This window comes from Mycobacterium sp. 1165196.3, from assembly GCF_001673415.1.
Taxonomy (GTDB): domain Bacteria; phylum Actinomycetota; class Actinomycetes; order Mycobacteriales; family Mycobacteriaceae; genus Mycobacterium; species Mycobacterium europaeum_A.
In genome coordinates, this window is sequence record NZ_LZLU01000123.1 from 1 (window position 1) to 21,115 (window position 21,115).

General features: G+C 64.9%; 24 protein-coding genes. 14 read left to right on the forward strand and 10 right to left on the reverse strand.

What is annotated here, in order from left to right; all coding sequences use genetic code 11:
- Positions 1 to 291 (reverse strand): aldehyde dehydrogenase family protein (locus A5659_RS28535; protein WP_231997827.1); only part of this gene is annotated, 291 nt, incomplete at its 3' end.
- Between A5659_RS28535 and A5659_RS27755 the strand changes: the two genes are divergently transcribed.
- From A5659_RS27755 to A5659_RS13595, 4 genes are all read left to right on the forward strand, one after another.
- A complete protein-coding gene (locus A5659_RS27755; RefSeq protein WP_231997828.1) occupies positions 175 to 510 on the forward strand; it encodes an aldehyde dehydrogenase family protein in 336 nt (111 codons plus the stop codon). The two genes, A5659_RS28535 and A5659_RS27755, sit on opposite strands and share 117 nt — an antisense overlap.
- Positions 511 to 537: 27 nt before the next feature.
- Positions 538 to 1,710 (forward strand): CaiB/BaiF CoA-transferase family protein, encoded by a 1,173-nt coding sequence (locus A5659_RS13585; protein ID WP_067181778.1) that lies wholly within the window; start codon positions 538 to 540, stop codon positions 1,708 to 1,710.
- Between the two features lie 301 nt (positions 1,711 to 2,011).
- Complete coding sequence (locus A5659_RS13590; protein ID WP_067181784.1) at positions 2,012 to 2,476, forward strand: nuclear transport factor 2 family protein; 465 nt, start codon at positions 2,012 to 2,014, stop codon at positions 2,474 to 2,476.
- A 63-nt stretch (positions 2,477 to 2,539) separates the two neighbouring features.
- Complete coding sequence (locus tag A5659_RS13595; protein WP_156749185.1) at positions 2,540 to 3,064, forward strand: DUF6069 family protein; 525 nt, start codon at positions 2,540 to 2,542, stop codon at positions 3,062 to 3,064.
- 46 nt (positions 3,065 to 3,110) lie between these two features.
- Here A5659_RS13595 and A5659_RS13600 read toward each other — a convergent pair whose 3' ends face one another.
- From A5659_RS13600 to A5659_RS13630, 7 genes are all read right to left on the reverse strand, one after another.
- Entirely contained in the window at positions 3,111 to 4,127 is a 1,017-nt protein-coding gene (locus tag A5659_RS13600) for an LLM class flavin-dependent oxidoreductase (RefSeq protein ID WP_067181791.1), read from the reverse strand.
- A gap of 101 nt (positions 4,128 to 4,228) precedes the next feature.
- Positions 4,229 to 4,858 (reverse strand): TetR family transcriptional regulator, encoded by a 630-nt coding sequence (locus tag A5659_RS13605; RefSeq protein WP_066880812.1) that lies wholly within the window; start codon positions 4,856 to 4,858, stop codon positions 4,229 to 4,231.
- A 92-nt stretch (positions 4,859 to 4,950) separates the two neighbouring features.
- Positions 4,951 to 5,640: a carboxymuconolactone decarboxylase family protein gene (locus tag A5659_RS13610; protein WP_066868986.1), complete on the reverse strand. Its 690-nt coding sequence runs from the start codon at positions 5,638 to 5,640 to the stop codon at positions 4,951 to 4,953.
- Positions 5,637 to 6,581: an SDR family oxidoreductase gene (locus A5659_RS13615; RefSeq protein ID WP_067181794.1), complete on the reverse strand. Its 945-nt coding sequence runs from the start codon at positions 6,579 to 6,581 to the stop codon at positions 5,637 to 5,639. The genes A5659_RS13610 and A5659_RS13615 overlap by 4 nt, the downstream gene beginning before the upstream one ends.
- A gap of 189 nt (positions 6,582 to 6,770) precedes the next feature.
- A complete protein-coding gene (gene cax, locus A5659_RS13620; RefSeq protein WP_231997826.1) occupies positions 6,771 to 8,114 on the reverse strand; it encodes a calcium/proton exchanger in 1,344 nt (447 codons plus the stop codon).
- An 86-nt stretch (positions 8,115 to 8,200) separates the two neighbouring features.
- Complete coding sequence (locus A5659_RS13625; RefSeq protein ID WP_066880807.1) at positions 8,201 to 8,503, reverse strand: hypothetical protein; 303 nt, start codon at positions 8,501 to 8,503, stop codon at positions 8,201 to 8,203.
- A gap of 24 nt (positions 8,504 to 8,527) precedes the next feature.
- Positions 8,528 to 9,454, reverse strand: a complete 927-nt coding sequence (locus tag A5659_RS13630; protein ID WP_197498002.1) for a bifunctional 2-polyprenyl-6-hydroxyphenol methylase/3-demethylubiquinol 3-O-methyltransferase UbiG — start codon at positions 9,452 to 9,454, stop codon at positions 8,528 to 8,530.
- Between the two features lie 480 nt (positions 9,455 to 9,934).
- Between A5659_RS13630 and A5659_RS13635 the strand changes: the two genes are divergently transcribed.
- Both A5659_RS13635 and A5659_RS13640 read left to right on the forward strand, forming a co-directional pair.
- Positions 9,935 to 10,585, forward strand: a complete 651-nt coding sequence (locus A5659_RS13635) for an HAD-IA family hydrolase (protein ID WP_067181801.1) — start codon at positions 9,935 to 9,937, stop codon at positions 10,583 to 10,585.
- A gap of 184 nt (positions 10,586 to 10,769) precedes the next feature.
- Positions 10,770 to 13,316, forward strand: a complete 2,547-nt coding sequence (locus tag A5659_RS13640; RefSeq protein ID WP_067181805.1) for an excinuclease ABC subunit UvrA — start codon at positions 10,770 to 10,772, stop codon at positions 13,314 to 13,316.
- A gap of 91 nt (positions 13,317 to 13,407) precedes the next feature.
- Here the strand turns inward: A5659_RS13640 and A5659_RS28965 are convergent, their stop codons facing one another.
- On the reverse strand, positions 13,408 to 13,662 hold the full coding sequence (locus A5659_RS28965; RefSeq protein WP_082976054.1) for a TylF/MycF/NovP-related O-methyltransferase: 255 nt from the start codon (positions 13,660 to 13,662) through the stop codon (positions 13,408 to 13,410).
- Positions 13,638 to 14,084: a hypothetical protein gene (locus tag A5659_RS13645; protein ID WP_156749189.1), complete on the reverse strand. Its 447-nt coding sequence runs from the start codon at positions 14,082 to 14,084 to the stop codon at positions 13,638 to 13,640. The genes A5659_RS28965 and A5659_RS13645 overlap by 25 nt, the downstream gene beginning before the upstream one ends.
- Before the next feature lie 298 nt (positions 14,085 to 14,382).
- Here A5659_RS13645 and A5659_RS13650 point away from each other — a divergent pair, with 298 nt between their 5' ends.
- The 8 genes from A5659_RS13650 (at position 14,383) to A5659_RS13685 (ending at position 21,065) form a co-directional block, all read left to right on the forward strand.
- Complete coding sequence (locus A5659_RS13650) at positions 14,383 to 15,753, forward strand: hypothetical protein (RefSeq protein WP_156749077.1); 1,371 nt, start codon at positions 14,383 to 14,385, stop codon at positions 15,751 to 15,753.
- A gap of 118 nt (positions 15,754 to 15,871) precedes the next feature.
- On the forward strand, positions 15,872 to 16,195 hold the full coding sequence (locus tag A5659_RS13655; protein WP_066869013.1) for a hypothetical protein: 324 nt from the start codon (positions 15,872 to 15,874) through the stop codon (positions 16,193 to 16,195).
- A 56-nt stretch (positions 16,196 to 16,251) separates the two neighbouring features.
- Complete coding sequence (locus tag A5659_RS13660; protein WP_067140157.1) at positions 16,252 to 17,253, forward strand: MoxR family ATPase; 1,002 nt, start codon at positions 16,252 to 16,254, stop codon at positions 17,251 to 17,253.
- A 16-nt stretch (positions 17,254 to 17,269) separates the two neighbouring features.
- Positions 17,270 to 18,136, forward strand: a complete 867-nt coding sequence (locus A5659_RS13665; protein WP_067024400.1) for a DUF58 domain-containing protein — start codon at positions 17,270 to 17,272, stop codon at positions 18,134 to 18,136.
- Positions 18,126 to 18,599, forward strand: coding sequence for a hypothetical protein (locus tag A5659_RS13670; protein ID WP_067181812.1), 474 nt, complete (start codon positions 18,126 to 18,128; stop codon positions 18,597 to 18,599). Before A5659_RS13665 ends, A5659_RS13670 begins: the two co-directional genes overlap by 11 nt.
- Positions 18,590 to 19,564, forward strand: coding sequence for a hypothetical protein (locus A5659_RS13675; RefSeq protein WP_067140154.1), 975 nt, complete (start codon positions 18,590 to 18,592; stop codon positions 19,562 to 19,564). Before A5659_RS13670 ends, A5659_RS13675 begins: the two co-directional genes overlap by 10 nt.
- Positions 19,561 to 20,475, forward strand: a complete 915-nt coding sequence (locus A5659_RS13680; protein ID WP_067181816.1) for a vWA domain-containing protein — start codon at positions 19,561 to 19,563, stop codon at positions 20,473 to 20,475. The genes A5659_RS13675 and A5659_RS13680 overlap by 4 nt, the downstream gene beginning before the upstream one ends.
- A complete protein-coding gene (locus A5659_RS13685; RefSeq protein ID WP_197498004.1) occupies positions 20,472 to 21,065 on the forward strand; it encodes a hypothetical protein in 594 nt (197 codons plus the stop codon). Before A5659_RS13680 ends, A5659_RS13685 begins: the two co-directional genes overlap by 4 nt.
- Positions 21,066 to 21,115: the final 50 nt, after the last annotated feature.

Genomic DNA, 21,115 nt, shown 5'->3' on the forward strand with positions numbered 1-21,115 from the left:
GTAGATGGAGTCGTTCGCGATGCGGATGGCTTCGTCTTCGGAGCGATAGGTCATCACCGCCAGCACACGCCCGAACACCTCCTCCTGGCATAGGCGCATGTCGCTGCGGCAGTCGACAAATGCCGTCGGTTCGTAGTAGAAGCCGCGTTCGAGATGTTCGGGCCTGTGCTGGCGGTGATGACCTATCGCTCCGAAGACGAAGCCATCCGCATCGCGAACGACTCCATCTACGGTCTGGCAGGCCTGGTGATGACTCGCAACGCCGCAAGGGGTTTCAACGTCGCGAGGCAGGTCAGAACCGGCACCATCATGGTGCAGACTGTGGCGCCCGGCGCCGACCTGGGAGCCAATCCGGGGGGAGGGCAGGGCCCCGGCTGGTCTCTACCGGCGCGCGGCATGTTCAACGGCGGGGGGCCGTTCGGCGGCTTCAAACAAAGTGGGCTCGGCCGCGAGCAGGGTCGCTGGGGCTTCGAGGAATACACCGAGCTGAAATCGATCACCATGATGTAGCCGCACCGCATTCTGAAAGGTCGCGTATTGGAATTTCTCAAAGACGTCCGTGTCCTTGAAGTGTCACTGTTCTCCGCGGATGCGCTGGGCGGCCATCTGGCTGACCTCGGCGCAGAGGTGATCAAGGTGGAGCCGCCTGGCGGCGGTGGTTTCCGCGGCGCGGTGGTTTCCGGCGGCGAGTTGCAGGACTCGCATTGGAATCGCGGCAAAAAGAGTGTGGCGATAAACCTGAAAACGCCTGAGGGTCAAGAGGCGTTTCGCCGCCTGGCCGCGACATCAGCGGTGGTGATCGACGGGCTTCGGTACGGAACCGCGCACCGGCTCGGCTTCGGCTACGACGACATCGTCGCCGTCAACCCGTCGGTTGTGTACTGCGTTCTCAACGGAATGGGCAGCTTCGGGCCCTATACCCGGTTAGCCACCCACGGGCTGTCCTTCGACTGTTTCGCGGGGTTGAGTCCGCCGATCATCGATGCGGATGGAACGCCACGCCTTTCGGGGGCGGCGACAGGGACGACGGGAGTTCTGGCGGGACCGCTGTACGCAGCGATGGGCGTACTCGCCGCGTTGCATGCCGCCCGGCGCGACGGCAAGCCGCAGTACGTCGAAGTAGCGCAGGTCGATGCGGCGATCAATTGGAACTTTCAACACCTCACAGCGCTGGCGAACGGTCAACCGGCCTACGGTGAGGGAATCCGAGCTTCGCTTCGCTACCAGTACTACGCCACGAGCGACGGCAACTACGTGGTGTTCAACGCCCTGGAGGACAAGTTCTGGCGCAGATTCTGCGAGTCACTCGACAGGATGGATCTCTATGAACCGGGGCGCCGGAAGCCGGGGGAGGATGTCGAGGCAGAGGCCCGGCTGCGCGACGAACTGACGGCAATATTCAAGTCCCGCACACGCAGGGAATGGACCGACTTCTTCATCGCGACTGACATCGCCGGGGCACCAGCGTTTTTGGGAGCAGACCTGTTCGACGACGACCACGCGAAGGCCCGCCGACTCGTCTACGAGCAGGCTCAGCCGGACGGGACGTCGCAGCAATTGATTGGGACGTGCATCAAGACCAAACCCGATGAACGATTTGCACCGCCAGCGGCGCCGCGCGTTGGGCAGCATACGGAAGAGTTACTCGGCGCCCTGGCGGGCTACGACGCGGCCGGAATGGAGCGCCTTCGTTCGTCGGGTGCAATCTGAGGTCTCATCTTCGGGTGATGCCTGATGGCGTTTCGGCTGATGGTTGACAGCTATGCGTCGGCGAGCGTGGCGGCGATCCGTTTGACAGCGATGAGCGATAAGTGTCGACGTCGAGGGTCGCTCACCAAATCAGGCCAGTAACGAAGCCGCGGCGTTCGAGGGGTGGTCCGGTCGCGTTGACCGATGACTTGCCCACGGGAGCCTTGAAAAGACAACGCATGTTGGCCTACACTTGTTGTCACAATGATCGATTATCCGCAAAGCGCTGCTTCCGCGATGACGATGCAAGCGAACGGCACCGATGACTAACCTGCAGATGATCTCTGATCGTCTCGAAATCGAGGCGTTGCGAAGTGATTTCACCGACGCAGGGATGGTTCGTGACTATGACCGTTTCGCCTCGTTGTTCACGTCCGACGGTGCGTGGCGAATGCCGCACATCAACGCATTGTTCGTTGGTATGTGCGAGATACGGGCCGCGGTCGAACGCGGGCAGAGCCTGTTTGAGTTCTTCGTCCAAACGGTGCACTCAGGCCCGATCACCCTCGATGGCGATGAGGCCACTGGACGGGCCTACGTCGCAGAGTTCGGCCGGCTTATTGGTGGGGGTTCGCACTCCAACTATGGCGTGTACCACGATCGTTATCGCCGAACACGAGAGGCCTGGCGGTTCACCTCGCGCACATACGAACTGATCTACGTTGACACGACTCCGCTGCAAGGCGCTGCACCACCGCTAGCTTCGGACGGTTGGCTTTCACGGTGAGGATGAGCCACGGCTCTCAGCGCTGCGACCCTAGCCGCTGTATCCGTGTGCGGCACCTGAAGGATGAAACATCTGTCATTCCTGGTCGTCATTTGCCTTATCTCTTTCGGCGGCGCCGCGTCGCCGAACGTCCATGTTGAAAGGAACGGTATGTGGCGAAACGCTGCAACTCCCGGCGGCGGATTCGGTCGACGTCTGCGCAGGTCGGTCACGGTGCTGGCCGCGGCGGCGCTGACCGCAGCCGCCTGGCTGGTCGGCCGGGTTGCCGGAGTGGACTACATCGCTGAAACACCGCTGGGCACTAGACAAGTGACGTTGGTACAGACGATTGCGGCAACGATCTTGGTTGGGCTTGCCGGCTGGGGTATTGCGACGCTGCTGGATCGCTTCACGGCGTCGGCGCGGACAATCTGGACATCACTGGGCATCATTGTGCTGGCCATGTCGATTGTTCCGCTGTTCGCTGTTCGCGGTGATGCATCCAGCCAGATCGCACTCAGTGTCCTGCACTGCGTTGCCGCGGCCGTCCTTATTCCCGGACTTCTTCCGGCGCGTCCGCCCCTGGGCCATCAGCGGTTAGAAGCCTAGCCGCACGCAAGCGGCACGGCGCCGCGGTGGATGGCCGTGCTCGGCGTCACCGTGTTTCGGAAAAGATCGGCAGCACATGTCGCGCCAAGGTGCGCATCTGATCGCGCAGTTCGTCGACGGTGTTGGCGACGAATAACAGTGCGGTCAGGTGGTCGAGGCCGGCTGACCGGTATGCGTCGACCTTTTCGATCACCTGATCTATCGATCCCACCAGATTCATCTCGAGATAATCGTCGATATCGACTCCCCTGGTCATGGTGGACGACAACGACTTTCGGAAGACGTCGAATGACGAGTTGAAGAACTTGTCTCGCGCCTCATCCTCCGTGTTGCCGATACATACCACCGACTGCAGTGCCGTGATGATCGTGTCGGAAGGACGGTCGACGGATTCGGCGTATCGAGTGATCTTGGCTCGGCCCTCGGCAATCTTGCCGGGGCCGATCTTCGCGGGCAGCCACCCCTGACACAGCTCTGCTGCGCGGCGCAACGATCCTTCGGCATTGCCGCCGGAATAGATGGGCAACGGGTTCTGAACCGGTTTGGGATAGCTTTCGACGTCTTCGAAATGCACGTACTTCCCGCGGTAGCTGACGCGTGGCCGCTCCCACAGTTCGCGTATCGATTCGATTACCTCTCGGGTGAGATCGGCGCGGTTGGCGTTAGCGGCATCTGGGCGCACCGCCTCGAACTCATCGCGGTAACCGCCCACCGCGACTCCCAAAGTCACCCGGCCTTGGCTGAGTTGGTCCAGCGTAGCCACTTGTTTGGCCAACAGCACCGGATCCCGCAAGGGGAGCACCATGATTCCGGTCGTCAAACGCAGCGTCGAGGTTCTCGCAGCGATGTTGGCGAGCGTCATCAGCGGTTCGAAGTAATCCGGGGGGTGCGGCCACGCCCTGCGAACGAAAGCCATGGTGCTCAAGTGGTCGTTGCCGCCGGCGTCGTGGTAGCCCAGCTGTTCGGCTTCCATCGCGATATCGATCACATCTTTGGCGGTGGCGAATGGCACCGGATGCATCATCCCTGCGGTACAGGTGGGCAGTTCTACGCCGAATCTCATGAAAGCTTCCGTCCATCAACGCAATTAATGCCTACAACTGTAGGCCAACGTCCGTTGGTATTTCAAGGGTCGGCCGTGTGCCTCATCGTGAACAGCGGTCATCACCGCGTGCGACGAGCTGTCTGCGTTTTGGTCTTTTTAACTTCGCCGCCGGTCACCGGCGCGTCGAGGTCGCCGACGAGATAGTGCTGAAGCACGGGCCCCAGTGTGGAAGCGAGCGTCTCGCCATCCAACTCGGTCACCGCCGGCAACTCGAGGATGTAGCGGCAGTACGCCACGCCCAACACCTGCGTGCTCACCATCGCCGCGCGCCGACGAGCCTGACGCCCCCGGCCGACCAAGCCCTGGACGAATGTGAGCAGCTGCTGCTCAAAAATCAACCGGAACTGCTCTGCCGCGGCGCTATTCGTTCCAGCGGAGCGGAGCAGCAAGGTGATGAACTCATCAGATAGCGCGCCTTCCCAGCGCGAGATGACATGGTGAGCAAGAAGTTTTCCCACCTGCTCCCGCGGCAGTGCCGCGGCGTCGGGCAGGTGCAAATCGACGTCTACCGCAGCGGCGAACAAACCTTCCTTGTTCCCGTAGTACCGCATAACCATCGACGGATCGATGCCGGCCGCGGCGGCGACGGCCCGAATCGTAGTGGCCTCGTAACCGCGACTAGCCAGCATTTGCCGTGCTGCAGTAAGTATCGCGTTTCTGGTCTTTTCGGATCGCTGAGTGAACGCCATGCGAACAAGTGTAGGCCAACATCGTTGGCACTCATCGATCCGTGGAACGGCGCCGACCGAGCAGTGGACATCGGGTCCGCCCCCGGCGGTCCCTATGCGCCGCTCGAACTGGCGGCTATGCCGCTGCGCGCGTTGAGGATCCCATGCAACGACCTGAAGGCCCGCCATGCCTTTGCGATGCCGAACTCAGCCACCTGCAAGATGACAGCGCGAACCTGCTCTTCGGTGGCGCCGTTGTTCAGCGCGAGCCCTACGTGCAGCCGCAGGGAGTCATCAAGCGTGCCATTGAGCACGTCGGTCGCAATGGTCGCGAGCGCCCGTTCGCGAACGGATAGTTCGGAACGCCCCCAACGTGCCTCGAACTGCTTGCTGTAGAAGGCCGCGAAGCGGTCGTCGAGGTGGGCTAGCTGTGCGGCGGCGGTTTCGTCGAAATCGACCGGCGAGTTCGGTGTCGGCGGATCGGTTACAGCCTCGTGGGAACCTTCTACTTCAGCCAGCGTCATCAAGGCCTCAGCCGCTGTGGGATAACCCGCGTAAGGAGCCAGATGACGGACGGCCTCCCGCAGGGCTGTCAAGCTGACGCCCTGTGACAGCGCCATTTGCACATGGGTCTGCAGCGGGAACCCGAGACAGTGCGCGCACAAGTCTGCAGCGAGAAATACAAAGGCTTTCTCACGCATCGTCAATTCCGACAAGCCCCATGCGTGCTGCCCCACCTCGACGGCCATCTTGGCGAAATCCGCGTCGAGCTCGGCGATAGCCTCCTGGTTGGTTAAATTCATTGTGCAGCTCCTAGTACTGGCTGGGCGGCCGCGCCGAACTTCGTCGGCAAGCCGAATAGGCGAATGCGCATCGCGTCGAAGAGCCGGTCGGGAGCCCAGCCGGCCAACAAGGCCAGCAGCCGCCCATCCTTACCAACCACGTAACGGGTGCGTGGACGCTTTTTTCCTAACGCACGCAGCACGGCGCGGGCGACGACATCGGGATCGCTGCCCGATCTCTCGCGTGCAAGCGCGCGATCGGTCATGGCTTGGTAGGTATCGCCATACAGTTCTAGATGCGCCAAGCTCATCTTGGACATCACTCGCTTGGCGTCTTCCTCGACTTTTGTCACCGCGTCGGTGTGAATCGACGCCGGTTCGATGAGGACGACGTGAATTTCCCAGGGGCGCAATTCCATCCGCAGGGACTCGGTGATCGAGGCGAAGGCCCACTTTGACGACGCCAACGGCGCGCCGAATGGCAGGCTGAGCCGATCACCGATCGATCCGATGTTGACGATCCGTCCTGCACCAGCGCGCAGTAGTGGGAGAAACGCCTGAGTGACCGCGACCTGCCCGAAAACATTCACTTCATAGATACGCCGTAGATCGTCCAGCGGGATTGCTTCCATCGGCCACGTCATCCCGATCCCGGCGTTATTCACTAACGCGGCGATCCCGTACTCGCCCACCGAACCGGCTACTTCGGCGACGGCGGCGCCGATGGAGGTCTCGTCGGTGACGTCGATGAGCACGGGCACCAGTTGCCCGTCAGTACGGCTGGCTTCCTGGACCAAGGCATGCCCATCTTGCCTGCGCCGCACGCCGGCGAAGACACAGTATCCGTGCGCAGCCAGTCGCAGGGCGCACGCCCTGCCGATGCCGGAGGAGGTTCCGGTCACCACCGCCGTTGGGCGCTGAACCTGTGAATGTATGGGTCGTGTGCCACCTCGTATCGCCATGTCAACAACTGTAGACCAACGTACGTTGGCCATCAAGTGTTGGCTTTGGTCCGCGATCTGTGGGTTAAGAGCGTCCCAGAAGGTGCACGCGGCGACGTGGGCTCCCCTTCAACACCGCAATCCTCAACGGGTAGCGAGATGCGTTCCGGCCCAAGGCGTTTCGGGATTCGCGGAGACCGTGAGAGCCGCTTATCCCCACCAGAACGACGTGGCGATCGCCACGTAGAGCGCGATGAGCACTGCTCCCTCGAACCAGGTCGACTCGCCGTCAAAGGTCACCAGCACCGCGACCAGCGCCGACATAATCATCGACGCCAACAGCAGTGGCGAAAACACCAGATCGAAACCGGGCTGGCCGAGCCATACCGCCGCCAGGCAGACGATGGGGGCGATGGTGAGTGCGATCTGGACGGGCGACTGGAGGACCACCTGAACCGCGTAGTCCATCTGGTTCTTGGCCGCCAGCTGAATGCCGACAAAATTCTCCACCGCGTTGCCGGCAATGGCCACGATCACCAGACCGGCGAACACCTCGTTGATGCCCACTGCATGCATCGCTGGCTCTAGGGCGGCGACGAACCATTCCGACACGAAGGCCGCACCGATACCGGCGAGGGCCAGCATGCCGATGGCCATCGCCAACGGCCACTCGCCGTGTGCCGTCGCGGCGCTGGCAGCTTCGGCCGAATCGGGGCTGGCCACTATGGGAGAGGTCGCTCTCGAGGGTTTATCACCAGCTTGCAGCGCCGAATCGGCGGCCCGCTTTCCGAGCGTGGCGGGCAGCGAGAGTGCGAAAAGCGCGAGCATGACGATGGAGACGACGACCGACACCGCCCTTTCGTGGTGTTGCGCCGGGGTGTGTATCGCAGCGGTCAACGAGGGGACGGCCAGGATGAACACCGCGAGGGTGAACATCAGTCCGAGCGTGCGTCCGTCGTCGGCGGCGAAGCGCTGGCGGCCGTGCCTGATCCCGCCGGCCACGAATGCCAGCCCGAGCACCAGCAGGGCGTTGGAGAGAATCGAGCCGACGATGGTGGCCTTCACCACGCCGTAAAGACCTGCCTTGAGTGCGAACAGGATGACGAACAACTCGGGCAGGTTTCCCAGCGCCGTCTGCAGTATCCCAGTGGCGTTGGGCCCGAGCCGGTCTCCGACCGCCTCCACCGAACGGCCGACCAGAGATGCCAGTGTGGCCAACGCGAGTGCGGAGATGGTGAACGCCAGCAATGCATTCGCGTGGGCGAAGTTGAGAACCCCGGCTGCCATGGACGCGATCACGGTGAGGGTGATCATGATGCGGTCGCGCCGGGTCAGCAGCGGTGGCCGTTCGGGATGGGTGGTCGTCACGCGCCTCTCCTCTGATCGCGCTGAAGTTTTCCACACCGAATGGTCGCGCCGAAACCACGCTGGTTCCGCTGCCGCGACCTCGACATACTGCCGAATCCGGGGGTCAACGCCATTCGCGGCGCGACGATGTGCCGCTTCCACGGTGGCGCAGCCGCCCACGTAAAGCGCGAGGCGCGCGAACGGCATGAGCGTGCCGCTGACCGGATGGCCAAGGAACTTCTAGGGATCGCCACTGACGGTCTCGCCTAACCGCGAGCGCAGCGAAAAGAGACTCATAATCCGTCGGTCGCGGGTTCGAGGCCCGCCCGCCCCACCGCAATGCGTTGTATGGCGTAGGCAGATGGCTGGCACATCATCACCGGCCGGCGGACGCATTCATCGGCACGCCGGAGCAGCTCGCCGATCATGTCGTCGCGTGGCAGGACGCAGGCGCGGCCGACGAGTTCGCGAGCGTGGGATCGACGCTGTCGCAGAAGATTACGACGTTCATCGACCAGGTCGTGCCTGTCCTGCAGCGGCGGGACCGAGTCCGTACCGAGTGCGCCGGGTCCACATTGCGCGATCACCGTGGGCATGAACGGCCGGCTAAATGGTCTTCCTTAGAACTCGTCGCGATCAACAACGAAGCGAACTTGACAGGCTTTGTGAATGTTGCCGGGGCGGAAGCCAACGACGTCGGTATCGACGACCCGGAGGCCCAGGCTATTGAATATTGATTGCCACTCGCTCACCCGTTTGAACTGGCAACCGAAATTCATATCGACAAGCCCTTGGGCGACAGCGTTACCAAAGAAATCGATAAGCACGAGCGTCTGAAATTGATCGCGTACATCCAGCTTATTAAATTCGGTTAGCTCGATCTGCTCCGCTGCGAACCCTGGGGGCGCTGCGGGAACAGCATACGTGTCTTCCTCGATAATCAACCGCCGTGCCACACGCCGCAAATTTGTCAGCAATGGAATCAAGTCGGGTTCATCAACATGATGAAGGACGGTTTTGACGATCGCACTGTCGAACGCGTCGTCCGCATAGGGGACGTCAACGGGTGAAGCCATCTGCCGAAACGGCAGATGTGCGGCCTCAGCGCCGCGGTAGTCCAGCACGTCGGTGGTGTAGCAGTCGAAGCCGGCGCGCGCGATCAGCGCAGCTAAATGACCGCGGCCGCTGCCGAAATCGAGTACTGTGCTGCCGTTGATGGCGTCTGCGAAATTGTTGAAGTCCTGCACCGGCTTACGCTGTGACTTATACGCCGAGTAGCCCTCGCTGAACCAGGAGCCGTCTCCCTCCGATGCGAAGAATCGTTCGTGCACCTCTTCGGCTGCTTGATAGAGTTCACACCCGTTAGCGGCTGCCAGTAAATACTTACGTGCGTCCTCCAGGGTTGAACGCACGTCGCCGGAATAATCTGGAAAATGGGATTTGTAACTTCTTTCCAGCACCGACAAAGTGAAGTTCAGGGCCGTGGTTCCGTGCTGTAAAGTGTCGTGAATGAACTCGTATTGAGCACGTTTGGTGGCTGTTGACACCAACAATCCTTTCGTCACGCATGCTTCAAACGCCTGACGCGGCATCGTCGGGTAGCGGCAGGCGGAGGCCAAAGCAACTAATTCAACGCCTTGTATCAGTACAACGCAAATTGAAGGTATTTAGCTAAAAGCTGACCCGATTCGGCTTTACAGCAGTGCTAAACACGCGTAGGGCAAAGAAAGCCGGCCTAATGGTGAGCCGCATTCTTTGCGCATGCCGCTTTAGCGAAAGCCGTTTGACGTGCGGTTCTCGTCGCCGGCGACCCAAGTGCTTCGTCCGCCGCGGCCTGTCCAACGTCGAGCACCCTCGTTGACGGCAAACCTCGCGCGTGCCCGGGTACCTTGCGTCGCCGAGTACCGGGCCCTGGGATGCAATGGTTGAAACGAAGTGTCATGTGAGCCAGCGCATTCCGGAGAATGAATGTGGGCAGCGACACACCCTCCCGATGCTTGGACCCTGACCCTACTAGGGTGCTGCCTATGGCGGTGCTGCACGGCAGAAGAATCTTGTTCGACATCGATGGCACCCTGGTTGACTCAACCGCCACAGTCGAACGGTCCTGGGGGACGTGGGCCGAGGAATACGGCGTCGACTATGAAGAGGTACTCAAGGTCTGTCATGGCAGGCGGACCGAGGACACCGTCGCGCAATTCGTCGTACCGCACGACCGACTCGCAGCGACAGCCCGGCTACTCGCTCTGCAAGAGCAGGCTGATCTCGATGGTGTCCTGGCGCTACCGGGAGCACGCCGATTGCTTGATGCCCTGCCGCATAGTCATTGGGCTGCAGTGACTTCGGGGCCGCGCTCGTTGATGGCTGCCCGACTGGCGGCAGCGCGGCTCCCCGCTCCGAAATTGTTGATCGGCGCAGAGGATGTATCGGACGGCAAACCGAATCCCGAGAGCTACCTTAAAGCGGCCGCCGCGCTGGGCCTCGACGCCCGGGAATGCGTCGTCGTGGAGGATGCGCCCGCGGGCGTCGGCGCTGGGCGGGCAGCGGGGGCCCAAGTGCTCGCCGTCACGACCACTCACCACACGACCCAACTGACAGACGCCGACATCGTCGTGGCCGATCTATCCTGCGTCGATGTCGAGGTCACCGAGATCGGTGTCGCCTTGCTGATCAACTAAAGCGGTAACGGTCCGCGCCGCAACGCAGGTTTAAGAACCGAGGCCGTCACTGCCGAGCCCGTAGGCAAAGCCTGACGAGAAGGACAGCAGCCAGCCTGAACGGTCTCACCTAATCCGACCACGAGGTGGAGGACGCGGGCCGGGTGAAATAGTGACTACGGATCGCGGGTATTCGGCTAGCAAGATGACGCAACTGTCCGATCGAAGTACCGACGAAATCGACCCATGCGTGCGTGTTTACGGGGCGCGGGTCCACAATCTGCGGGGAGTCGACGTCGTGGCGCCGCGCGACGCGCTCGTCGCGTTCACCGGCATCTCCGGATCCGGCAAATCGTCGTTGGCCTTCGGCACCATCTATGCCGAAGCCCAGCGCCGCTATTTCGAATCGGTCGCCCCGTACGCCCGTCGCCTGCTATTGCCCACCGGCGCGCCGAAGGTGGATGACATCACCGGGCTACCCCCCGCCGTCGCGCTGCAGCAGCGCCGCGGTTCGTCGACGTCGCGGTCGACGGTCGGCACCGTCACCACCCTGTCGAACCTGTTGAGGATGCTGTTCTCCCGCGCGGGGACCTACCCGCGGGGAGCCACGGAACGACTGGACTCCGATGCGTTCTCGCCGAACACCGCCGTGGGGGCGTGCCCGGAATGCCACGGGCTTGGCCGAATTCATCGGGTGACCGAACAGACGCTGGTGCCGGACCCGTCGCTGACCATCCGCGAAGGCGCCGTGGCCGCATGGCCCGGCGCGTGGCAAGGCCAGAACCTGCGCGACATCCTCGTCACGCTGGGGTATGACATCGACAAGCCATGGCACAAACTCCCCAAGCGGCAACGCAATTGGATTCTGTTCACCGATGAACAACCAACGGTCGAAATCGATCCGGGCCAACACCCCGTGCAGGCCGATTATTACTACAACGGCACTTTCTCCAGCGCCGAACGTCATGTCCGCCACACGTTGGCCAACTCCCATAGCGCGATGATGCGTCGGCGCGTGTTGCAATTCGTCGACACCGTCGAGTGCCCGGTATGCGACGGTTCGGGGTTGCGGCCCGAGGCGCTGCGGGTGACTTTCGCCGGGCGCACCATCGCCGACTACACGGCGATGCCGTTGGCCGACCTCGCTGATACGTTGCGCCCGACGGCTTCTCGGACCGACGCCGCCGCCGCGTACGAGTCCACGCAATCCGGTGAGCTGACCGAAGTGGCGACCATGATCGCCGCCGACCTCGTCGCCCGCCTGCAGGTACTCATGGATCTCGGCCTCGGCTACCTGACGCTCAGTCGCCGCACGCCGACGGTGTCACCCGGCGAACTGCAGCGGTTGCGGCTGGCCACTCAGCTGCGCGCCGGCTTGTTCGGCGTCCTCTATGTGCTCGATGAGCCGTCGGCCGGACTGCACCCGGCCGACGCCGAACCGCTGCTCGACGTGCTCGATCGCCTACGTCGCGCAGGCAATTCGGTATTTGTGGTCGAGCACGACATGGATGTTGTGCGCCGTGCCGACTGGATCGTCGACGTGGGCCCGGGGGCCGGCGAGCTGGGCGGGGGTGTGCTCTACAGCGGGCCGGTGCCGGGTCTTGCCGACGTCGAGGAATCGGTCACCCGTCACTACCTTTTCGAGAACGCCGGCCCGGCGCCTCGCCAACCGCGCACGCCGTCAGGGCGGCTGCGGCTGGGCGGAATCTGCTTCCACAATCTGAGAGACCTCGACGTGGACCTGCCGCTCGGCGTATACACCGCGGTCACCGGAGTGTCCGGTTCAGGCAAGTCGACACTTGTCGTCAAGGTCCTCGGTGACGTCGTGCACAGCCAGCTCGGCACCGGACGAGCGGCCGACCCGGCCGAATCCGATGACGACGAAACCGACAGCGGCGTAGTCGATCTCGATCACGATTCGAGTGCCGGTGTGACGGTAGAAGGCGCCGAGCAGATCAACCGGCTGGTCTCCGTGGACCAGCGCCCGATCGGACGCACACCGCGCTCGACGCTGGCGACCTACACCGGCTTGTTCGACGCCGTGCGCCGTGAATTCGCCGCGACCCCAAAGGCGCGTCGCCGCGGTTGGACGGCGGGCAGGTTTTCCTTCAACGTGGCTGAAGGTCGCTGCCCCACCTGTCAGGGGGAGGGCTTCGTTTCGGTCGAATTGTTGTTCCTGCCAGGCACATACGGCACCTGCCCGGCGTGTCAAGGAGCGCGTTACTCCGACGAGACACTCGAGGTGCGCTATCGCGACCGGACGATCGCCGACGTGCTCGCGATGACCGTCGATCAGGCCGCGAAGTTTTTTGCCGACGTCGCCAGTGCCGCGCGGAGCTTGACCACGCTGCAAGAGGTCGGACTGGGGTACCTGCGTCTCGGACAGCCCGCGACCGAGCTCTCGGGTGGCGAGGCGCAGCGGATCAAGCTCGCCGCCGAACTGCAGAGACCCCGCCGAGGGCATACCCTCTACGTCCTCGACGAGCCGACCACCGGGCTGCATCCCGCCGACGTCGATCTGCTCGACCGTCAGCTGCACCGCCTGGTCGACGCGGGCAACACCGTCGTGGTGGCCGAGCACGACATGCGGATGGTCGCGGGCGCCGACTGGGTGATCGACCTGGGGCCGGGGGCCGGCAGCGACGGCGGTCGGGTCGTCGCGGCGGGGCCGCCGCAGAAGGTGGCCCACGCAAAACACAGTCGCACGGCGCCCTACCTCGCGAAGCGGTTGGCGCCGTCCGTTACTTGCTGACGAAGTTATCGACGGGTTCAGGCGATCTGGACAGCCGCTTGTTCGAAGTATTGGTTGTAGGCAAGGTAGACCGGTTTCTTCCGGGTCCGCTCTAGAAACTCCTGGAATGCCCTGAACTCATGTTCCTGGGCGCCCGGATAGTTATAAACTCATCAAAGACGATGACGGTACCTGACACGATATTGTCGCCCAACAGGCTGAAAATCTCTTGCGTCGATTCGTAAATATCGCAATCTATATGCAGGAAAGCGATTGGAGTGGTTTTCAGAATTCGCTTTTTGAATTCCGGAAGGGTTTCGTGGAACATGCCCTTGACCAGAGCTACGTTATGGAGCACGGGCGGCATCCACCCCTCGGCGTTGGCCCGGAAAGTACCGTGGGGAACCGTGATATCGGTGCGGGTCCATCGTTCCGAAGGCCGTCGAACGAATCGAATCCCCAGATGCGCTGTCCGGGGGTGAGCGCGGCAATGAAGTTGATGGTTCTTCCGGTGCACACGCCCATCTCCAAGAATGCGCCTCGCAGCGTCACGTGGTCAGAGCCGTATTTGAGCAATTCCGCATCGGTGTCGAGAGCTTCGTCATCGCCGAAGTGCTCGGCCACCATCGTCCGCGCTGTCGGCGATTCTCGATAGTCCTTGTCCATCGGGTAGAAGTTGAGGATTTGATGGCCGTGGTGCCCTTCCTCACTGACTATCGGCATTTTTACCAATTTGGCCCAATCGAATCCGCTGCTACACGGGTAATCTGACGCCACCGACGGCTCCATGCGCTCAACCTCCTCGCCGGAAGACGCAGCGTGATTTATCGGCAGCGTAGAGGCTTGGCAATCAATTCACGACGGATTGTGGAATCCCATCGGCCACCCGCGGATGGTCTCGATCCACGCGCTCGACGGCGAAACCCACGCTCGGCATCGCCGCGAACTGCCGTCACCGCCCACGACGCGCGGTCTCACTACCGCCGTGTGGCGACATTGCTGACGAGACACGAAAAATTTGATCCACCGTTGCGACCGTTAGCGCAGTACTCTTTTTGTGCCAGCATCTCCGTGAAGGAGAGGGATCGTGGGATCTCAGAGAGTCGTCGGTAGTCAGGCGGATCGGCTCCCGTTGGCCGCGCGGGCCTCAGCAGTGCCCGCGACGATCCTCGAACTAGGCGGTCGGTATCCGGGGGCCGCGGTGTTGTTCGCGGCGCCGCTGACGGTTGCCGGCATTTGGGGGATGGTCACGCGCCCGTCGTTGGCATTGCCGCTGGTGCTGCTGGCCGGCGTGGCCTTGGTGTTGATCGATTTCCTGGCGGGCCCGTACCGGGTGGCCGAGCAAAAGGCGCGGGTCGCCGGCGCCCAGAAGCCGAGCCGTCAGCCGATACTGAACCAGCCCAGGATGCAGTTCACACAGACGCCGCCGCGGCAGAAGGTAGAACCCCAGGCAGGGGTGCAGGCAGAAGCCGCCGCCGCTCAGGCGCTGGCCGCGGAAGCCGAAGCGGTGGCCGCCGAGGCGCGGGCCCGCGCCGACGCTGCCGCAGCCGAAGCCCTGGCCGCGGAAGCCGAAGCGCTGGCCGCGGAAGCCGAAGCCCTGGCCGCCGAGGCGCGGGCGCAGGAAGAAGCGGCCGCGGCCGAAGCGCTGGCGGCCGAACCCGAGGCGGTGGCCGCCGAGGCGCGGGCGCAGGCCGAGATCGCCGCGGCGGAAGCGCTGGCCGGCGAGGCGCGCCAGCGGGAGCGGGCGCGCGCGGAAGCCATCGCTGCCGAAGCGCTGGCCGCGGAGGCGCGCAAGCGGGCCGAAGTCGCCGAGGCCCACGCGCTGGCCGCCGAGGCCCGCAAGCAGGCCAAGGCCGCCGAAGCGCACGCGCTGGCCGCCGAAGCCCGCAAACGGGCCAAAGCCGCCGAACCGGAAGCCTTGGCCGCCGAGGCCCGGGCGCATGCGGAAGCCACCGAGACCCAGGCCCTGATCGCGGAGGCCCGGGCGCGGGAGCTGGCGCGCGCGAAGGCCGCCGAAGCCGAAGCGGCGGCCATCGAGGCGCGCAAGCAAGCCGAAGCCGCGGAAGCGCAAGCGCTGGCCGCGGCGGCGCGCAAGCGGGCCGAAGCCGCCGAAACCGAGGCCCTGGCGGCCGAAGCGCGAAATCGGGCAAAGGCCGCCGAGGCCGAAGCGCTGGTGGCCGAGTCGCGGGCGCGCGCCGAAGCCGCCGAGACGCAGGCCGCGGCTGCCGAGGCCCGGGTACGGGAGCGGGCGCGGGCCGAAGCCGCCGAGGCCGAGGCCCTGGCCGCCGAGTCGCGCGCACGCGCCGAAGCCGCCGAAACGCGAGCCCGGGCCGCCGAGGTCTGGGCGGGAGCCGAAGCCGCCGAGGCCCAAGCTCGGGCCGCCGAGGCGCGGGCGCGGGCAATCCGGCTGCGGCTGGAAGCTGATGCCAAAGCCAAGCGGCAAGGGAACAAACCGTAGGCGAAAGTGCTGTCCTGTCCGCCCGCGGGTCTGAAGATTTGGGATCGGTAGCGAACCCGAGCCGGTGCGATTGCCCATGCAACGACAACGCAGACGACAGCGACCAGGAGAACCCACCATGAAGCGAACACTCACCGGAGCACTGCTGTCGGGCACCGTGGTCCTGGGAAGTCTCGGGCTGGGCACCGGTGTCGCCCAGGCCGACCCGGGAACGGGCATCTGTAATCAGTTGGCCATGTGCAGCTACATCTGGTGTCCCGGGAGTCCGCTGCCGATGCCGGACGTTGTATGGGACATGAACACGTGCCACCACTACTACGGCGGGAGCCTCGGACATCCGGGGACCGAGGGGGGCATTCAAGTCGGCGCGCACATTCTGGAGGGGGACCCGTCCCCGGCGAACACCTGTAACGGATCCCCCATCTGCTTGCCCGGTCTGTAAGAGGCCCTGACCCGTCGACGTGTGGAAAGCCGGCGCCTGGGTATCTTGGCGAGCGTATGTCTACAGCTCGAACACAACCGGATCAGCGCGAACTCGACGGCGTCCTGGGGACCATCGACGCCATCTCCCAGGCCTTCGCGGCCAAGATCGTCGGGCAGCGCGAACTACGCGAGTCGCTGCTGATCGGCCTGCTTGCCGGCGGCCACATCCTGCTCGAAAGCGTGCCGGGTCTGGCCAAAACCACCGCCGCCAAGGTGCTCGCCGAGTCGATTCACGGCCGGTTCCAACGTATCCAGTGCACGCCCGACCTGCTGCCCAGCGACATCATCGGCACCCAGCTCTACGACTCGGCGACCAACTCGTTCGTCACCCAGCTCGGTCCGGTGCACGCCAACATCGTGCTGCTCGACGAGATCAACCGGTCTAGTGCGAAGACGCAGAGCGCGATGCTCGAGGCGATGGAGGAGCGGCAGACCACGATCGCCGGGCAGGTGCACCCGCTGGCGGATCCCTTTCTGGTCATCGCCACCCAGAACCCCGTCGACCAGGAGGGCACCTATCCGCTCTCCGAGGCGCAGACCGACCGCTTCCTGCTCAAGGAGATCGTGCGCTATCCCTCCCCGCAGGAGGAGGTGGAAGTCATGACGCGGATCGACGCCGGCGTCTACGACAAGGGGCGCCCGGCCCCGCCGGTGGTCAGCCTCGACGACGTGCTGCGCCTGCAGGACGTGGTGCGCCACGTCCACATGGACCGCGCGCTCATGCTCTACGCCAGCCAGTTGGTCGACGCGACGCGTCACCCCGAGCGTGCGTTGCCCAAGCAGATCGCGCGCCTGGTCGAATACGGCGCCAGCCCACGCGCCACGATCGCGTTCTGCAAGGCGGCCCGCGCGCAGGCCGTGCTATCCGGGCGCGCACACGTGCTGCCCGAGGACATCGCAAAACTCGCCCACCGGGTGCTGCGGCACCGACTGATCCTCGGATTCGAAGCGGCGAGCGCCGATATCACCGCCGAGGTCGTGGTCGACGCCGCGCTGCGGGCCGTCCGGGTCCCCTAGGGGCCACAGGGCCATCGTGGGCAAACACCTCAACCGGGCGAAAGCCCACTTCGGCACCGACACCCGCGGTCTGCTCGAAGGTGGGCGCTACGCGCTATTGCATACGCGCAGCATGGAATTCGACGACCTGCGCCCATACGTTCCCGGCGACGACGTCCGCGACATCGACTGGAAGGCGTCCGCGCGCTCGGGCGGCGTGCTCATCAAGCGGTTCGTCTCCGAAAAGCACCACAAGATCCTGCTCGTCGCCGACGCCGGCCGCAACATGTCGGCGCTCGCCCCGAGCGGAGAGTGCAAACGCGATGTCGCCGCGCACATCATGGGCGCGGTGGGATTGATCGGCCTACGGCGATCCGATCAGATCGGCATGGTTTACGGTGACCGCCGCGGCTGTGTGAACATCCCGCAGCGGCGCGGCGAGTCGCACATCGAGGGGCTGCTGCACCGCTGGTATCAGCACACGACGGTTGGCCCCGGCCGCAGCGACATCGCCGCCCAACTCGATTACGTCGCAACGCATTACCGGCACACCATGCTGATCATCGTGGTGTCGGACGAACCCGAGGTCGACGACCGACTCGGTGAAATGCTTACCAGGCTGACCGGGCGCCACGACATCATGTGGGCGATGGTGTCGGACATGCCCGCCGTGGGACCCGACGACACCGACGGATACGACGTCGCCACCGGACGCTTCGTCTTGAACGGCGCCGACCTCGGACCGCGCGTCGTTGCCGCCTACCGCCGCGCGGAGCGGGCCCGCCGCGCCCGCCTCGATGCCTTCCTGACCGCGCACGCGATCCCGCACGCAATTATCGCGGGCAGCAACGACATTCGGCGCGAACTCGTCCGCCTGACCGAGGTGGCCGCTCGTGCCGGGTGATCTGCTGCGCCATCTGTTCGGTCCACAGCCCTACTCGCCGTGGTGGCTGTGGCTGGCCGTCCTAATGCTCCTCGCCGTCATCGGTTGGTATGCGGGTGTCTTCGTGTGGACGCTGCCGTCGCAGCGGTTGCGGCGCATCCCCGTCGTGCGGCGGATGCAGGCCCGGGTGATCCGCCGCCGGTTCGCCCGTCGCGTGCAGGGCATCGCCGAGGAGCACGACGCCGGGCAGATCTCGGCGCCGGCGGCGTGCGCCGCGATCAGCCGAACGGTGCGCAGCTTTCTGCATCAGGCGACCGGGGTGCGGGCCCAATACCTGCAAGTCGGTGCCATGGCCGACGCGAACCTCGCCGGGGCCGCACCGCTGTTGACCCGGCTCGGTGATGCGCAGTTCAACGCCGAGTCACGAGTCGACGTCGCCGACGTGAGCGCGCGGGCGCAGGAGTTGATCCGGTCGTGGACCTGAGGTGGTGGCCGGTAGCGGCCATCGGCGCGGCCACCGTTGCCGCGGTGGTCGCGCTGGCGGCGCTGCTTCCGATGACCGCGGCTCGCAGGCGGCTACGGCCGCTGGCCAACATCGCACGGCTGACCCGGTTGCCCGAGTACGCCAAAGTTGCTCGGCTGCGTTCCCTCTCGACGATCGTGACCCTGGTGGTGCTGACGGTCATGTTCGGCGCCGCGACGTGGGCCGCGGCCCGGCCGAGCGTGGCGCGCAACGACTTCGACGCCGCTCACCCCGAAGACATCATGGTGTGCGTCGGGCAACCGGTGGCCGATGCGGCCACCGCCGAACTGCTCGACTACTTCGCGCGCCAGACCGCGGCGTCACCTCAGGCGCAACGCATCGGCCTGACATCGGTCAACCGCCGCGTGGTGCCACTGACGCGCGACCATCAGTACGCCGCGGCGCAATTCGCCGACTACCTCGGCGCCCATCAGGCGCACACGTCATTCGCCCCGCCGGTGCCGTACTCGGACTACGCCGCCAGCGTGAATGACGTTCTGGCGCTGTGCCTCTCAGGTTTTCCGTCCACCGAGCATCCCAATACGCACCGGCGCTCGGTGATCTACCTTGGACCGTCGGATCTGCGTGCCGCGGCGGAGCAGCGCGCCGTACTGTTCGCCGATGGCAGCGTTCGGGCCCTGGCCCAACGGACCGGGGCGCAGATCAATGTGATCGACACCGCCCCGTCGGCGGCGAGCGGTTCCCTGGCCGCGCTCACCCGGCAGACCGGCGGCGGGTACGTCGCGGCGGGCACGACGTCGGTGACCACGGCGCTCAACGGGATTCGGGCGCACGCCCCGCCGGCGCGCACGGCCGACGGCGCCGTGGTGACGGCGGACTTCCGGGACGCGCCGGCGGTGCCTCTGGCGATCGCGCTGCTGTCGGCGGCCGTGCTCTCGGTGGCTCTGTTGGTGTTGCGCCGATGACGTTTCAACCCCTGCTGCCCGGGCCGATCCTCGCGGTCGTCGCCGGTGCCCTTGCCCTGGCCCGCCTGGTGGCGCTGTGGCGGGTGCTAGCGTCGGCGGGAAGCCGCCGCCGCCGCGCGGTGCTGCGCTGGACGGGCGTGACTCTGGCGGTGCTGCTGCTCATCATCGCGACCACCCGCCCGGCGCTGGTGAACGACAACCGCCAAGACGCGACGCCGGCGGCCGGCGCGGCTCTCAACGTGTTCCTCGTCGTGGATCGGTCGGCAGACTCGAATATCGAGGACTACGGCAACGGCGAACCGCGGATCGCGGGGATGCGCGACGACATCGCGGCATTGACCAAGCAATACCCCGCGGCGCGGTTCGCGCTGATCACCTTCGATTCGAAGGCTTCCCTCGATTGGCCGCTGTCCGAGGATGTTTGGAGTCTACGACCGACCGTCGCGGCGCTCGGTTCGAGTAACGCAGGTCGCGACGCGAACGCTGGAGCGGCGGACAACGTGCTGCGCTACCAACTGATCCAGGCGACGCAGCAATATCCGGGGTCGCGAAACGTGGTGCTCTACTTCGGTTCGGGTGCGCCCGGATCCCAGGCGCCGCAGGACGACTTCACCGTCACGCGGGGGACGGTGAGCGGGGGAGCGGTGCTGGGATACGGCCGCAGCGACGCAATCGACGAAGCCGAATTGCGCAGGCTGGCAGCACAACTCGACATTCCCTACGTCCACCGGGATCGTGGACAGCCCTTCCGGCCGGACCTGCCCGATTCACCGCGCCGCGTCGAGGCCGACCGGATCGAGCTGTACTGGTTGCCCGCGCTGCTGGCGGCGGGGCTGCTGCTCGCCGAGATCTACCTTTCGGTCCGAGAGTTCCGGCGCGGCCGGATCGCCCGACGGGACTTGGTGTCATGACGCGCAGACCGGCGCGCTTGCGGCTGCGACGACGCCTTGTCATCTACTCGGCCCCGCTGACCGTCCTGGCGCTCTTGATCGCTGTCAAACTGATCTCGGTTGCGGTGGTGGGGCATTGGGCCGCCTCCTCGTTCGCCCGCGGCGATGGGAGCGCGGTGCGAGCCGACGCGGCGATTCTCGGCGCGGCCAACCTGGTGGAACCGGCCAAGGCGCCGTTCGTCGCAGGCACCGCTGCCGTGCTCGACGGCCAACTCGAGGACGCCGACGCCCACTTCGCCGACGCGCTGGCCCGCAGCGGCACCGCCCGCTCATGCCCGGTGCGGGTCAACCTCGAACTGGTCCGCGAAACTCAGGGCGACCGGGCAGCGGCGGCGGGGGACCGCGTACGCGCCGACGAACGCTACGCGAGTGCGCTGGCCGTCGTCGACGCCGCGCCGGGCGGCTGCTTTTCCGGCAACGCCGACTGGGACCCGCAACGGCGCGCCATCCGTGACGACGCGGCAAACAGGTTGGCGGTTAAGAGAAGTGCGCTCAACGCGCCGCCGGAAGCGCCGCCACCCCCGCCACCACCGCAACCGAGATCAGTTTGACAGCGATCAAGAGCGCCAGGACGGTCAGCGGGGCCGAGTAGATGACAAGG